This window comes from Pseudomonas cannabina (assembly GCF_900100365.1).
Taxonomy (GTDB): domain Bacteria; phylum Pseudomonadota; class Gammaproteobacteria; order Pseudomonadales; family Pseudomonadaceae; genus Aquipseudomonas; species Aquipseudomonas cannabina.
Genome location: NZ_FNKU01000001.1, coordinates 3,702,407 through 3,715,855 on the forward strand (window position 1 = coordinate 3,702,407; position 13,449 = coordinate 3,715,855).

The following is a 13,449-nucleotide window of genomic DNA, read 5'->3' on the forward strand; positions in this document are numbered from 1 at the left end:
TTCCAGACTTTGGCTTGTGGCTTGCAGCTTGCCCCTCAAACCCAATCTGCGCCCGACGGCGATGTTTCCCCGCCAGTCGTTTGCGCGGCAACAGGCGTCGGGTGCGATCCGGTTATATACCGGAAGCTTCCATAGAGGCTCGCCACCATTTGCCCGCCTGCGGCCCTTCCGGGAACGGCCGCCTGCAGCGCGCCGACTGCGCCACCCAGCCGCGATGTGCTGACGTAATTCCCGGCCCAGGAGGCTGCCGCTTTGCCAGCCTGGTGTGCCGCCTTGCCCTTTTCGGTCATGTAGCTCAAGCCCTTGCCGGCAGCCGAGCCTGCCACCTCACCGACCATGCCGGGCAATGTGAGGTTGGCGGCGGTCAGCACTGCCGCACCGGCGGCATAGCCTTTCAACCCTTTGTCGAGGAAGTTCCAGGCCTTGTTGACCCCCAGAAACCCCGTCATCACCAGGTTCAGCCCGACGATTTCCTTGAAGACCTGAACCGCCTTCTGCATGTCGACGTCAGGGTTTATCGCCATTTTGAGCATTTCCGAAGCGCACCACACGCCGTCCGCTGCGTAGTCGGCTTTACCAACCATGCTTTTCATCAGCTTCACCAGCGCAGCACCGATCCCTGCAGTCAGCGCAACCAGGCCCATTTTGGGGTAGAAATCCGCGTCCGCCTTGCGCTCGGTCTCAGGCAATGCCTGGCCTGTGCGCATGGCCTCGCCTGCTTCAAAAGCAGCCTTGAACTCACTGCTCTTGGTGCTCAGGTACGTCAGGCTCGAGTTCATGATGTCGGTAATGCTGTTGTCTTGCTTGTAAGCTTCGGTCGCGACTTTCATCTGCTGAGCGAAATGCTCACTGACGTTGAAGTGATTGACCACTGCACTGTGGCCCTCCTCGGAAATGTCGGCATCCCCCGGGTCCTGCCTGGAGAGCTTGCTTTTCGCGAGCTTGAAGGCCGACGCTATCGACTCCCGGTTGAACACTGCCAGCGTGGCGGCGCCGGACGTCACGGCGGTTGCGATGCCGAAACCGACCTGCTCCAGCAGCTTTTCGTTCTTGGCAAAGGTGGGCTGCGCCACGATGGCGTTGGCCAGCACCGTGACGAAATAGCGGTTGAGCCCATGGTCGATGTTGGTTCGGGTGTTGGTCAGCTCGTTCATCATCAGGCCGGCCATGAACACCGCATTCTTGGTGAAGTGTGCAACCAGCGATGAACTGTAGGAATTGTCCTTGCTGACGAACGCCACTGCCAGGGGCAACGGCGCCAGGGCCAGCAGCATCGCCGGACTCGCGGCAACGCGGCTCATGAACGAGGCGCCGTTCTTGAGTGTCGTCAGCTCGGTGTTCATGCTCTTGTTGAGGCTGAGCAATTCGTCGCGCACGTGAGGCGGGAGCCCCGACCGGTTCAGGACCTCGGGCAAACGTTCGTTATGCGCGTGCCAGGCCTCGAGCTGCCCTTGGCTGTTGGCATCGATGATCGCGTCAAGCATTTCCCGCTCTGTTTTGCTCAGCGCAGACGACGGTTTATCCAGCAGCGGCTTCAGCCCCTCGGACGTCGTGCTCGTCGCCTTGGGCAGGCTTTCAAGATCGGCCAGTTGCTCGTCGGTCAACACCAGCGAACCATCGGCCAGGGCCAGACGAAACTTTTCGTCGAACCCCATGCCACCCTGCGCCTCGATATCGCCCTCGCGGGCAGGAGGCAGCTCGGTATTGCTGACAATCGTGCGCTGCTCGTCAGTGAGCTGAATCGCATGCCTGTTCAGAAATGCGTGCATCTGCGCGGGCGAAAGGTGCGGTGCCGGAGTACGCAACAAGGCCAGCAGTTTTTTGTCGTCCATGGGCGCAACCGCTCCGTAGGCATCGAACTTGCGCACCAGCTTGCCGCCCGCCTTGAGCAACGCCTGGCTCCGCGTCAGCGCGGGCTCGACGCTTTCACGACTGTGTACCGGGCTTTCCCCGGCCTCGCTGACGATCTCTTCCGAGCCTTTCAAAAGAGCGTTTTTGCGCAACTTTGTCAGCAACTCACCCGCCGCGTCCTCAAGAGAGCGCAAATCTTTCTGGGTGGGCATATCCGGGCAATGCTCGATCAAAGCCGCCAGGATGGCTGGCAGCTTCTTCAGCGCCTCAAGCGTGTCGGCCTGCGCGCGGAGCAGACCGGTCGTTTCCCCGGCAGGATCACTCAGGCTTACGTTTAGCGCCGCCGTGCTATCCCTGGCCGTGCGAATGAAATGGCCTAACGATTCGTAAGGTGCCTGCCCGTCAAGCTTCTCGGCCAGCACCTTTGTATCAAGCTGAGTCAATGCCAGCAGATCCGCAACACCTCGTGTTTGAGTGTGCGACGTGCCGGTCAACATCGCGAGAGACTGATGCAGCCGCGCCGTCTTCAGTGCTTCGCAGGCCTGGGACAGAGGTGCATGGGACGCATCAGATGCAGGCGTATCCGCCAACTGGCGCGTGCAACGATCAAGCACGCCTTTCAACACATGCTGGTGTTCTTCGGTGGCCAGCAGATTCGAGCCCTGCTCGGTCATCGCGGCAGCGGCGAGCTCTTTGCCCAGCAGGGCAAGCTCGGGACCAGACGGATTCTCTTTCGCCAGCTCGCGCTGAAGATTGTTCAGCAAGTGCACCGCATCCTGCGACGGCGCGGTAGACGTGCGCCCGAATGCCTCAGACAGTTCAGCTTTGGTGATAAACGCCCTGGTGCGGAGCTGCTGCGGCGATTGCTCGAGGCTGCTTGCAGCATCGCAAGCCGGGTTAGAGGCACCTGGCAAGGATGAATGAGAGGAGCGCGTGATCGGAGATGGCATCATGGCTTTTTCCCTACGGTCGGTGGTTCCGATAATCAAAGGTCGGGGCTGAGTGGCGCTCGGTCCGGAACGGTTCCCGATGACAGGGGAAAAATCGACGCACGACCGTTCGGCGGTCTGTGGCGGAGGGTCAAGAAATGTATGCCTGCGCGATATTGATCTGCGTCTCAGCCTCTGGAGACACCCGCGTGAGCCCCATCGCTACTCAAGATGATTCCCTTTCATATGCCAGATAAAACCCGATGGGGTAGAATACCCGCCTTTTCCGCCATGCCCCTTTGAGGACTGCCATGTTCAGCCGTGATTTGACTATCGCCAAGTACGACGCCGATCTGTTTGCCGCCATGGAGCAAGAAGCTCTGCGTCAGGAAGAACACATCGAGCTGATTGCCTCGGAAAACTACACCAGTCCGGCCGTCATGGAAGCTCAAGGCTCGGTCCTGACCAACAAGTACGCTGAAGGCTACCCAGGCAAGCGCTACTACGGCGGCTGCGAGTACGTCGACGTTGTCGAGCAACTGGCTATCGACCGTGCCAAGGAACTGTTCGGTGCGGATTACGCCAACGTCCAGCCGCACGCTGGCTCGCAGGCCAACTCGGCGGTTTACCTGGCTCTGCTGCAAGGCGGCGACACCATTCTGGGCATGAGCCTGGCCCACGGCGGTCACTTGACCCACGGTGCCAGCGTTTCGTCCTCGGGCAAGCTGTACAATGCCGTTCAGTACGGCATCGACGGCAACGGCATGATCGACTACGACGAAGTCGAGCGTCTGGCCGTCGAGCACAAACCGAAAATGATCGTTGCCGGTTTCTCTGCTTACTCGCAGATCCTCGACTTCCAGCGCTTTCGTGATATTGCCGACAAGGTCGGTGCCTACCTGTTCGTCGACATGGCTCACGTTGCCGGTCTGGTTGCAGCAGGTGTCTACCCGAACCCGGTGCCGTTCGCTGACGTCGTGACCACCACCACGCACAAAACCCTGCGCGGCCCGCGTGGCGGCCTGATCCTGGCGCGCGCCAACCCGGAAATCGAGAAGAAGCTGAATTCTGCGGTATTCCCTGGCTCCCAGGGCGGTCCGCTGGAGCACGTCATCGCGGCCAAGGCGATCTGCTTCAAGGAAGCGCTGCAGCCTGAGTTCAAGGTCTACCAGCAACAAGTGGTCAAGAATGCCAAGGCGATGGCCGGCGTGTTCATCGAGCGCGGTTTCGACGTGGTGTCCGGCGGTACTGAAAACCACCTGTTCCTGCTTTCGCTGATCAAGCAGGACATCTCCGGTAAAGACGCCGACGCCGCTCTGGGTCGCGCCTTCATCACCGTCAACAAGAACTCCGTACCCAACGACCCACGCTCCCCGTTCGTTACCTCCGGCCTGCGCTTCGGCACCCCGGCAGTGACCACTCGCGGCTTCAAGGAAGCAGAGTGCAAGGAACTGGCTGGCTGGATCTGCGACATCCTGGCTGACCTGAACAACGAAGCCGTGATCGACGCGGTGCGTGAGAAGGTCAAAGCCATCTGCGCGAAGCTGCCGGTTTACGGCGCGTGATGAGCATCGTCTAAACGCAGTAACGAAAAGCCCCGGTTCGTGAGAATCGGGGCTTTTTGCTGCGCGTCATAAGCGTGAATAAGCGCTCACGCGCCGCTGACCCGCTCAGGCACAGACTTTTTCGAACCCCGCCCGGATCTTCTCTTCCGGCAGCTCATCGGCAATGAACACGATCACGCTTTCGCGCGGCTCGCCTTCTGCCCACTCAGTATCCCAGTCGAAGCCGTACAGTTTGAGCACGCCCTGAAACACCATCTTGCGCGGCTCGTCTTCGATGTTGAGCACGCCCTTGTAGCGCAGCAGTTGTTTGCCGTGGTCTTCGAGCAGTTCGTTCATGAACTCGCTGAGACGGTCCAGGTTCAGCGGTTTTTCGCTGCGCAGCACCAGGCTGGTGATGCGGTCGCTGGATTGGCCGGCAGGTGCCAACGGGCGCAGGGTCATGCCGCCTCCGAGGTCGGCGTTGAGGTTGAAGCCGCGCACGTCGAGCAGTTCGGCCAGATCGATCTTGCCGTGATCGACCGTGCGAATCGCGGCGCGGCGGTTGATACGGGTCAGGCGTTCGCTGAGCGCATCGAAAGCTGCGTCGTCGACCAGATCACGCTTGCTGACCAGCAACCGGTCGGCAAAACCGATCTGCGCCTGGGCGATGGTCTGGGTCAGGTGGGTATCGGCGTGGGCGGCGTCAACCAGGGTGATGATGCCGTCGAGAATGTAACGCTCGCGCAGCTCTTCATCGATGAAGAAGGTCTGCGCGACGGGTGCCGGGTCCGCCAGGCCGGTGCACTCGATCACCAGCCGGTCGAAAGCGATTTCGCCACAGTCCAGACGCTCCAGCAGCAGGTAAAGCGCTTTGGTCAGGTCGATGTGAATGGTGCAGCACACGCAGCCGTTGGACAGGGTCATGATCTGCACCGGGTCGGTGCCGAGCAACTGGCTGTCGATACCGGCATCGCTGAATTCGTTTTCGATCACGGCGATTTTCAGGCCGTGCTCGGCCTTGAGCAGGTGACGCAGCAAGGTGGTTTTGCCTGCGCCCAGAAAACCGGTGAGCACGGTCACGGGGATGGGTTGCAACTCAGTCATAAGGCTCCTGGCGTGATGCATTCAGCTGAAATGAAAACGCGCCTCAGGTGATGGCCTGCGGCGCGTCGGGTCAAACAATAACGCAGATCAGAGGATCAGCAGCACTTCGGCCCGCCCTTGCCGCCGTAACGCGCCTCTTGCCGCTCCCGAAAGAACTGCTCGTAGGTCATCATCGGCTTGTCCGGATGAGTGTTCTGCATGTGCTCGACGTAAGTGTCGTAGTCGGGCATGCCCACCATCAGGCGCGCGGCCTGACCGAGGTATTTGCCGAGGCGACTCAGGTCATTGAACATGGGCAAATCCTCTGTGGATAACCATCATCACACCTGCGACGCGGGCGGCATGGCCTGATAGGGAGCTTCCTTGTCGGTGCGCGCCTTGGTGCTCCAGGCCGCGCGGCCAACCTTGATGGCATAGAACAGGATGCTGAACACCACGAACAGAAACAACACGGTCAACCCGGCGTTGGTGTAGGCGTTGAAAATCACGTGCTGCATCTGATCCATGGTCTTGGCCGGGGCCAGAATCTGGCCGGCATCCGCGGCGGCGCTGTATTTCTTGGCCAGGGCCAGGAAGCCGACTGCAGGGTTGGCGTCGAACAGTTTGATCAGGCCCGCCGTCACCGTGCAGATCAACAGCCAGACGGCAGGCAGCATGGTCACCCACACATAGCGCTGACGCTTCATCTTGATCAGCACTACGCTGGCCAGCATCAGGGCGATACCGGCAAGCATCTGGTTGGAGATACCAAACAGCGGCCACAAAGTGTTGATCCCGCCCAATGGGTCGATCACGCCCTGATACAGCAGATAACCCCACAGCGCCACGCAGCCACCGGTGCCGATGGCGTTGGCTGTCCAGGACTCGGTGCGCTTCAGGGCTGGAACGAAGCTACCCAGCAAGTCCTGCAGCATGAAGCGGCCGGCACGCGTACCGGCATCAACGGCCGTCAGAATGAACAGCGCTTCAAACAGAATCGCAAAGTGATACCAGAACGCCATGGTGTTTTCGCCGGGCAGCGCCTGGTGCAGGTTCTGCGCGATACCCACCGCCAGCGTCGGCGCACCACCGGCACGGGCCAGAATGGTGTTTTCACCGATGTCTTTGGCGACCGCCGTCAATTGCTCCGGCGTGATGATAAAGCCCCAGCTGGAAACCGTTTGCGCAACCGTCACCACGTCGCTGCCGACCACCGCAGCCGGGCTGTTCATGGCGAAGTACACGCCCGGCTCGATCACCGAAGCGGCGACCATCGCCATGATGGCCACGAACGACTCCATCAGCATGCCGCCGTAACCGATGTAACGGGCGTTCTTTTCGTTATCCAGCAACTTGGGCGTGGTGCCCGAGGAAATCAGAGCATGGAACCCCGATACGGCGCCGCACGCGATGGTAATGAACAGGAACGGGAACAGGGCGCCCTTCCAGACCGGGCCAGTGCCGTTGGTGAACTGGGTCAGGGCCGGCATTTTCAGCTCGGGTGCCAGCACCAGAATGCCGATTGCCAGTGCCAGAATGGTGCCGATTTTCAGGAAGGTCGACAGGTAGTCACGCGGTGCAAGTAGCAGCCAGACCGGCAGCATTGCGGCTACAAAGCCGTAGCCCACCAGCATCCAGGTGATCTGGATGCCAGTAAAGGTGAACATCGGCCCCCAGGTCGGATCAGCCGCAACCACGCCGCCGACCCAGATAGAACCCAGCAACAGAATCACGCCGACGATGGAGATTTCACCAATGCGGCCCGGACGGATGTAGCGCATGTAAATGCCCATGAACATCGCAATCGGGATCGTTGCCATGACCGTGAACATGCCCCACGGGCTTTCGGCCAGGGCCTTGACCACGATCAACGCCAGCACCGCGAGAATGATGATCATGATCAGGAAGCAGCCGAACAGGGCGATGGTGCCAGGAATACGGCCCATCTCCTCGCGAACCATGTCGCCCAGCGAGCGACCGTTGCGGCGCGTGGACAGGAACAGAATCATGAAGTCCTGCACCGCACCGGCCAGTACCACACCGGCAATCAGCCAGAGCGTACCGGGCAGATAGCCCATTTGCGCAGCCAGAACCGGACCGACCAGCGGGCCAGCGCCGGCAATGGCAGCGAAGTGGTGACCGAACAGGATGTGCTTGTTGGTCGGCACGTAGTCCAGACCGTCATTGTTGACCACCGCCGGTGTCGCGCGCAGCGGATCGAGCTGCATGACGTGAGTGGCGATGAAAAGACTGTAGTAACGATAAGCAACCAGATAAATAGCCACCGCAGCGACCACTATCCACAAGGCGTTGATCGCCTCTCCGCGACGCAAGGCCACGACCCCAAGAGCACATGCTCCGACAATTGCAACGATGAGCCATGGAACATGGCGCATCAGGCTATTATTATTTTTCATTTTATTATTCCAGCAGAGTTGACTAGAAGGCTAGCAGTGCGAGTTTAGCGCCGCTTCAGCGAAAGACCACCCCCAACCATGGTCTAGGTCGAAATTTGATCAATTGCGGCAGATACCCGGCATAGAGGGCTGGAATAGTGCCTGGAGATGGTTCCCGGATCACAAAACGCTCATCTGGAACTGTTCTGTAAGAGTTTTCAGGTCTATCGTGCATGAACATCAACACTGATCAGAAAACAACCTGCCCGCTGATGCCTGCAGCGACTGACAAGAGAGCTACTCGATGACCGACTCACACGAAGATCGACGTCGTTTCAAACGCATTGCCTTCGACGCCAAGACCCAGCTCAAGCAAGGCGAGCAACACTGGAACGTGACACTGGTCGATCTGTCTTTGAAAGGCATGCTGATCGAGCGACCCGAGCCATGGACCGGCGATCCGGAGCAACCGTTTGACGTCGATATCATTCTCAGTAATGACACGCACGTAAAAATGGATGTCGCTATCACCCACGATAACAATCGGCAACTCGGGTTTGTCTGCCGGCACATCAGCTTGGACTCGATCAGCCACCTCAAGCGGCTGGTCGAGCTGAACCTGGGCGATCAGGCCGAGCTGGACCGTGAGCTGGCGGCGCTGATCGAACTCTAGAATCGAGCTGCATTATTCGAACAGGGCGTCGAGTGCCTGCTCCAGCCGCGTGACGGCGATGATCTGCAAGCCGGGAGGCGCTTCTTTCGGCGCGTTGCCTTTGGGCACGATGCCTCGCTTGAAGCCATGCTTGGCGGCTTCCTTGAGGCGCTCCTGACCGCTCGGCACCGGCCGCACTTCGCCAGACAGCCCGACTTCGCCGAACACTAGCAAGTCATGCGGCAGCGGGCGATTGCGCAGGCTGGACATGACAGCGGCCATCAACGCCAGATCCGACGCAGTTTCCAGCACTTTCACGCCGCCGACCACGTTGAGAAAAACGTCCTGATCGTGGGTCGGAATGCCACCGTGTCGGTGCAATACCGCCAGCAGCATCGCCAGTCGATTCTGATCCAGCCCCAAGGTTACCCGGCGCGGGTTGGACATGTGGCTGTCATCCACCAGCGCCTGAACTTCCACCAGCATCGGACGCGTGCCTTCCCAAGTGGCCATGACCACGCTGCCGGGTACTTCTTCCTGCGCGCGGGTCAGGAAAATCGCCGACGGGTTGGAGACTTCCTTCAAGCCCTTGTCGGTCATGCCGAACACGCCCAGTTCGTTGACTGCGCCGAAACGGTTTTTCACTGCCCGCAGCAAGCGCAGACGCCCATCCGACTCGCCTTCGAAATACAGCACAGTGTCGACCATGTGTTCCAGCACGCGAGGACCGGCCAGCGCGCCTTCCTTGGTGACGTGACCGACCAGAAAGATCGCCGTACCGCTCTGTTTCGCGTAACGCACCAGCAAGGCGGCACTTTCGCGAACCTGCGACACGCCGCCCGGTGCGGATTGCAATTGCTCGGTAAAGATCGTCTGGATCGAGTCGATCACCATCACCTTGGGCTTCTCGACCTTGGCCGTGGCGATGATGGTTTCGATGCAGGTTTCGGTCATGACGCGCAGCTTGTCCTGCGGCAGGCCCAGACGCCGAGCGCGCATGGCGACCTGCTGTTGGGATTCTTCGCCAGTAACATACAGCGCCGGCATGCGCTGGGCGATGTTGCAGAGGGTCTGCAACAGAATCGTCGACTTGCCGATACCGGGGTCGCCGCCGATCAACACCACCGAGCCGTCCACCAGACCGCCACCGAGCACGCGATCCAGCTCGGCGGAGTTAGTGGAAAAACGCGGGATCTCTTCGACGCTGACTTCCGCCAGGGTTCTGATCTGTGCCTGCGAGCCGGTCCAGCCGGTACGTCCGCTGGGCGGCGCGGCGGCACCGCTTTCAATCATGGTTTCGACCAGTGTGTTCCAGGCACCGCAATCGGCACACTGGCCCGCCCACTTGGGAAATGTCGCGCCGCACTCGGTGCAGCCGTACAAGCGTTTGGCCTTGGCCATGACAACCCCAGTCGTAAAAAACACCCATGATAACGCAGGTTGCAGCGCCTGCTACCCCGCTCGACGAAGCACGGCTTTTGAAAACCGGATAAAACTTACGCAGACGGCTCCGGTCGATTGAACGTAGCGCGGGCGGCCCTGGCGCGTCTGGGCTACACTCACTCGGATCAAATTTATCTGTTACAAGGAATTACCCATGAGCGTGCTTACGGAATTCAAGGCATTCGCGGTCAAAGGTAACGTGGTCGATATGGCCGTCGGTATCATCATTGGCGCGGCATTCGGAAAAATCGTTTCTTCGTTCGTCGGCGACGTCGTCATGCCACCGCTGGGCTTGTTGATCGGCGGTGTGGACTTCAGCGACCTCGCGGTCACCCTGCGCCCCGCGCAAGGCACGGCACCTGCGGTGCTGCTGGCTTACGGCAAGTTCATCCAGACGGTTATCGACTTCATCATCGTGGCATTCGCCATCTTCATGGGCGTCAAGGCCATCAACCGCCTGAAGCGCGAAGAAGCCAAAGCCCCTACCCTGCCGCCAACGCCGTCCAAGCAGGAAGTGTTGCTGAGCGAGATCCGCGACCTGCTCAAGGAACAGAACCAACCGGCAGCGCCTATTACTGTGGACCCTGCTCGCACGTTTTGATTGAGGGCCTGAAAGACGGGCTTCTGCCCGCAGAGCGACGCTTCGCTTGTCCGCGAAGAGGGCTTTACATCCGCAGAATATTTATCGCCTGCAGTGAAGCATTCGCGGACAAGTCCGCTCCCACATTCATTCCGATGGACCGTGGATAAGTCATCCGACAGTTCGCGAACAAGCGCAGCGTCGCCCGGTCCGCTCCGGATTCTGGCTTAAAGCCGTGGGAGCGACTTCCGGCCTGCTTCTGCCGTGACACTCCCCTACCAATACGTTTCCACCGCCACTTGCCCTGGTTTGCGTGACAGGCTCAAGCGCATGTCGCGCTGTTTGAGCAATGCCCGCGTGTCGTCGATCATCTGCGGATTGCCGCACAGCATCACCCGCGAATGCTCAGGCGTCAGCGCCATACCGGCAGCTCGTTCAAGCGCGCCGTTTTCGATCAGTTGCGTGATTCGCCCATTCAGCGCGCCCGGATGTTGCTCGCGGGTGACGGTCGGCAGGAACAGGAACTTGTGCGCGTATTCAGCCAGATAGTCTCGCTGCATTAGTTCGCTGATCAGTGGCTGATAGGCCAGCTCGCAGGAGTCACGCACGCTGTACACCAGAATCACCCGCTCGAATTTCTCCCAGACTTCGAAATCCTGAAGAATCGAGAGGAACGGCGCGACGCCTGTGCCTGTGGATAACAACCAGAGATCGCGGCCGTCGACAAAACGGTCCAGCGTCAGATAACCGAACGCCTGCTTCTCGACCATCAGGCTGTCGCCTTCGCGCAGACGGCTCAGTTCGCTGGTGAATTCGCCACCCGGCACCACGATGGAAAAGAACTCCAGAAACTCGTCGTGAGGTGACGACACCATCGAATAGGCGCGCCAAACGGTCGTGCCATCAGCCTTGGTCACACCGAGTCGGGCGAACTGCCCTGCCCGAAATCGAAAACCGGGATCACGCGTGGTGCGCAGGGTGAACAGATTGGGGGTCAACGGCGTGACGCGTTGCAGTGTCTGCCGTGTGAACTTGTCTTCGCTGACGGTCATGGTGCGCCTCGGACTCCTGAACATGAAAAGCAGACCGCCAGTGTCCCGCAAAGCACGCTCGATAAACACCGGCTGTTTGTGTTGACTTGCCACGGCCCCCGACCTGCATGCACAGAAAATGCGTGTTCCCGTTAGAGCATTTAGTTCTTGAAACCTGCAACAACCGTATGCATGCACTGCCGCGCATTGCGTCAAGCGCTCTGTTTCACGGTTTTCAGCCTGAGCGTACCGGACGCGAAAAAAAGTGCCATCAGCCCATCCGTCAGCCCGGGTTTGCGGGCCATGAATGGCCCCTAGACTGGAAAAACATACAGCAGGGTATCGCTGTCAAGGGGACGGAGGCTTCATGAAAACCATGGAAATCAATTTTTTACAGCCCTCGCCAGCCAAACACCTGACACAGAGAGAAATAGAAGTCCTCAAGTGGTCCGCTGAAGGTAAAACGGCTGGCGACATCGCAATCATTCTTTGCCTCAAGGAGCGCACTATTCACTTCCACATTGCCAGCGCCATTCAAAAAATGGGGGTGTGCAACAAGACTGCCGCAGCCGTACAGGCGGCGTTAAGCGGGATGTTCTGATAAAGCCCGCAGTCAAACTGCAATCATGCAGATATCCAACGGAAAACGACGTAAAATCGACCGCGTCATCGAGCCTGCCAGTCGTCGGGCTCGTTGGCCCTCCTTCGATTGCACAGAGTTCTCCCGCCAATGCCCCTGCTCATCAGTCCCTTCGCTGAACTTGATCTCATTCGCCAGCCCGAGCAACAGGATGAACCGCTCCAGGCATTCGATGCCGCTGACGAATACCTGCTCAATCATGTCGCAGAGAGCGGTCTGACCCTGCAAAGCCGTGTGCTGGTGCTCAACGACAGTTTTGGCGCGCTGGCGGCGAGTCTGGCCCGTCATGCGTCAGTGGTCAGCAGCAGTGACTCGTTTCTGGCAGCGCAAGGGCTGGAGAAAAATCTGGCACGCAACGGCATGAGCTATGACGCCGTACCACTGATCCCGGCCAGCGAGCCATTGACCGGGCCCTTCGACTGGGTGCTGATTCGGGTGCCCAAGACACTGGCGCTGCTGGAAGAACAACTGATCCGCCTGCAAGGCCAACTGGCGCCCGGCGCTCGCGTAGTGGCGGCGGCCATGGTCAAGCACCTGCCACGCTCGGCGGGTGATTTGCTGGAAGAATACGTAGGGCCGGTGCAGGCTTCGCTGGCAGTGAAAAAGGCGCGCCTGCTGTTCGTGACACCAGAGACCAAAGCGCTGCGCGCTTCACCCTACCCGACCCGCTATACGCTGGATGAGCCCGCCATCGAACTGCTCAATCACGCCAACGTGTTCTGCCGCGACGGGCTGGATATCGGCACTCGGGCGTTCCTGCCGTTTCTGCCCGAAAACCTCGGCACGGCGCGGGTCGCGGATTTGGGTTGCGGCAATGGCGTGCTGGCGATTGCCAGTGCGCTGGACAATCCGCAGGCGCATTACACGCTGGTGGACGAGTCGTTCATGGCCGTGCAGTCGGCTGCCGAGAACTGGCGGGCAGCCTTCGGTGAGCGCGATGCGGTGATTCGCGCGGCAGACGGGCTGGAAGGCCAGGAGCCTGACTCGCTGGACGTTGTACTGTGCAACCCGCCGTTTCACCAGCAGCAGGTGGTTGGCGATTTCCTCGCCTGGCGGATGTTCCTTCAGGCGCGCGCCGCGCTGGTCACCGGTGGCGCGCTGTATATCGTCGGCAATCGCCACCTGGGTTATCACACCAAACTGTCGCGCCTGTTCCGGGGCGTCGAGCAGGTCGCGGCCACCCCTAAATTCGTGATCCTCAAAGCCCGCAAATAGGCCCCGCAGCGGGCAAAAAAAGACCCTCTTGCCACACTGGGCGGCAAGAGGGTCGCTAAACGTGTCCGCAGACACGAACGGGAAT

The 13,449-nt window shown here is 59.9% G+C and carries 11 protein-coding genes; 5 read left to right on the forward strand and 6 right to left on the reverse strand.

The features are described from left to right. Nucleotides 1–35: 35 nt before the first annotated feature. The gene (locus BLT55_RS17400) at nucleotides 36–2,801 is read right to left on the reverse strand and encodes a HopW family type III effector protein (protein WP_054999855.1); all 2,766 of its coding nucleotides are present in this window, start codon (nucleotides 2,799–2,801) and stop codon (nucleotides 36–38) included. Between the two features lie 290 nt (nucleotides 2,802–3,091). Here BLT55_RS17400 and glyA point away from each other — a divergent pair, with 290 nt between their 5' ends. Then, a complete protein-coding gene (gene glyA / locus BLT55_RS17405) occupies nucleotides 3,092–4,345 on the forward strand; it encodes a serine hydroxymethyltransferase (RefSeq protein ID WP_054079930.1) in 1,254 nt (417 codons plus the stop codon). A gap of 105 nt (nucleotides 4,346–4,450) precedes the next feature. Here glyA and yjiA read toward each other — a convergent pair whose 3' ends face one another. The 3 genes from yjiA to BLT55_RS17420 all read right to left on the reverse strand — a co-directional run bounded on the left by yjiA (nucleotide 4,451) and on the right by BLT55_RS17420 (nucleotide 7,824). Further along, the gene (gene yjiA, locus BLT55_RS17410; protein ID WP_054999848.1) at nucleotides 4,451–5,428 is read right to left on the reverse strand and encodes a GTPase; all 978 of its coding nucleotides are present in this window, start codon (nucleotides 5,426–5,428) and stop codon (nucleotides 4,451–4,453) included. Nucleotides 5,429–5,523: 95 nt separating this feature from the next. Then, a complete protein-coding gene (locus BLT55_RS17415) occupies nucleotides 5,524–5,721 on the reverse strand; it encodes a YbdD/YjiX family protein (RefSeq protein WP_002555232.1) in 198 nt (65 codons plus the stop codon). 27 nt (nucleotides 5,722–5,748) lie between these two features. After that, nucleotides 5,749–7,824, reverse strand: coding sequence for a carbon starvation CstA family protein (locus BLT55_RS17420; RefSeq protein WP_054999847.1), 2,076 nt, complete (start codon nucleotides 7,822–7,824; stop codon nucleotides 5,749–5,751). A 283-nt stretch (nucleotides 7,825–8,107) separates the two neighbouring features. Here BLT55_RS17420 and BLT55_RS17425 point away from each other — a divergent pair, with 283 nt between their 5' ends. Next, nucleotides 8,108–8,476: a PilZ domain-containing protein gene (locus BLT55_RS17425; RefSeq protein ID WP_007252474.1), complete on the forward strand. Its 369-nt coding sequence runs from the start codon at nucleotides 8,108–8,110 to the stop codon at nucleotides 8,474–8,476. Between the two features lie 12 nt (nucleotides 8,477–8,488). Here the strand turns inward: BLT55_RS17425 and radA are convergent, their stop codons facing one another. Next, nucleotides 8,489–9,856, reverse strand: a complete 1,368-nt coding sequence (gene radA, locus BLT55_RS17430) for a DNA repair protein RadA (protein ID WP_054999846.1) — start codon at nucleotides 9,854–9,856, stop codon at nucleotides 8,489–8,491. A gap of 196 nt (nucleotides 9,857–10,052) precedes the next feature. On the opposite strand from radA, the gene mscL reads away from it, so the two are divergent. Continuing rightward, on the forward strand, nucleotides 10,053–10,499 hold the full coding sequence (gene mscL, locus BLT55_RS17435; RefSeq protein ID WP_007252475.1) for a large-conductance mechanosensitive channel protein MscL: 447 nt from the start codon (nucleotides 10,053–10,055) through the stop codon (nucleotides 10,497–10,499). Between the two features lie 254 nt (nucleotides 10,500–10,753). On the opposite strand, the gene BLT55_RS17440 is transcribed toward mscL, so the two are convergent. Beyond that, nucleotides 10,754–11,530 (reverse strand): ferredoxin--NADP reductase, encoded by a 777-nt coding sequence (locus tag BLT55_RS17440; protein WP_054999845.1) that lies wholly within the window; start codon nucleotides 11,528–11,530, stop codon nucleotides 10,754–10,756. Nucleotides 11,531–11,876: 346 nt separating this feature from the next. Between BLT55_RS17440 and BLT55_RS17450 the strand changes: the two genes are divergently transcribed. Both BLT55_RS17450 and BLT55_RS17455 read left to right on the forward strand, forming a co-directional pair. Next, the gene (locus tag BLT55_RS17450; RefSeq protein WP_007252477.1) at nucleotides 11,877–12,110 is read left to right on the forward strand and encodes a helix-turn-helix domain-containing protein; all 234 of its coding nucleotides are present in this window, start codon (nucleotides 11,877–11,879) and stop codon (nucleotides 12,108–12,110) included. A 129-nt stretch (nucleotides 12,111–12,239) separates the two neighbouring features. Further along, the gene (locus BLT55_RS17455; RefSeq protein ID WP_054999844.1) at nucleotides 12,240–13,364 is read left to right on the forward strand and encodes a methyltransferase; all 1,125 of its coding nucleotides are present in this window, start codon (nucleotides 12,240–12,242) and stop codon (nucleotides 13,362–13,364) included. Nucleotides 13,365–13,449: the final 85 nt, after the last annotated feature.

Bases quoted from the DNA above. Each gene is read 5' to 3' on its own strand.
- BLT55_RS17440 (WP_054999845.1), bottom strand. From the start codon at position 11,530: ATGACCGTCAGCGAAGACAAGTTCACACGGCAGACACTGCAACGCGTC.
- BLT55_RS17420 (WP_054999847.1), bottom strand. From the start codon at position 7,824: ATGAAAAATAATAATAGCCTGATGCGCCATGTTCCATGGCTCATCGTT.
- BLT55_RS17425 (WP_007252474.1), top strand. From the start codon at position 8,108: ATGACCGACTCACACGAAGATCGACGTCGTTTCAAACGCATTGCCTTC.
- glyA (WP_054079930.1), top strand. From the start codon at position 3,092: ATGTTCAGCCGTGATTTGACTATCGCCAAGTACGACGCCGATCTGTTT.
- radA (WP_054999846.1), bottom strand. From the start codon at position 9,856: ATGGCCAAGGCCAAACGCTTGTACGGCTGCACCGAGTGCGGCGCGACA.
- BLT55_RS17400 (WP_054999855.1), bottom strand. From the start codon at position 2,801: ATGCCATCTCCGATCACGCGCTCCTCTCATTCATCCTTGCCAGGTGCC.
- mscL (WP_007252475.1), top strand. From the start codon at position 10,053: ATGAGCGTGCTTACGGAATTCAAGGCATTCGCGGTCAAAGGTAACGTG.
- BLT55_RS17450 (WP_007252477.1), top strand. From the start codon at position 11,877: ATGAAAACCATGGAAATCAATTTTTTACAGCCCTCGCCAGCCAAACAC.
- yjiA (WP_054999848.1), bottom strand. From the start codon at position 5,428: ATGACTGAGTTGCAACCCATCCCCGTGACCGTGCTCACCGGTTTTCTG.
- BLT55_RS17455 (WP_054999844.1), top strand. From the start codon at position 12,240: ATGCCCCTGCTCATCAGTCCCTTCGCTGAACTTGATCTCATTCGCCAG.
- BLT55_RS17415 (WP_002555232.1), bottom strand. From the start codon at position 5,721: ATGTTCAATGACCTGAGTCGCCTCGGCAAATACCTCGGTCAGGCCGCG.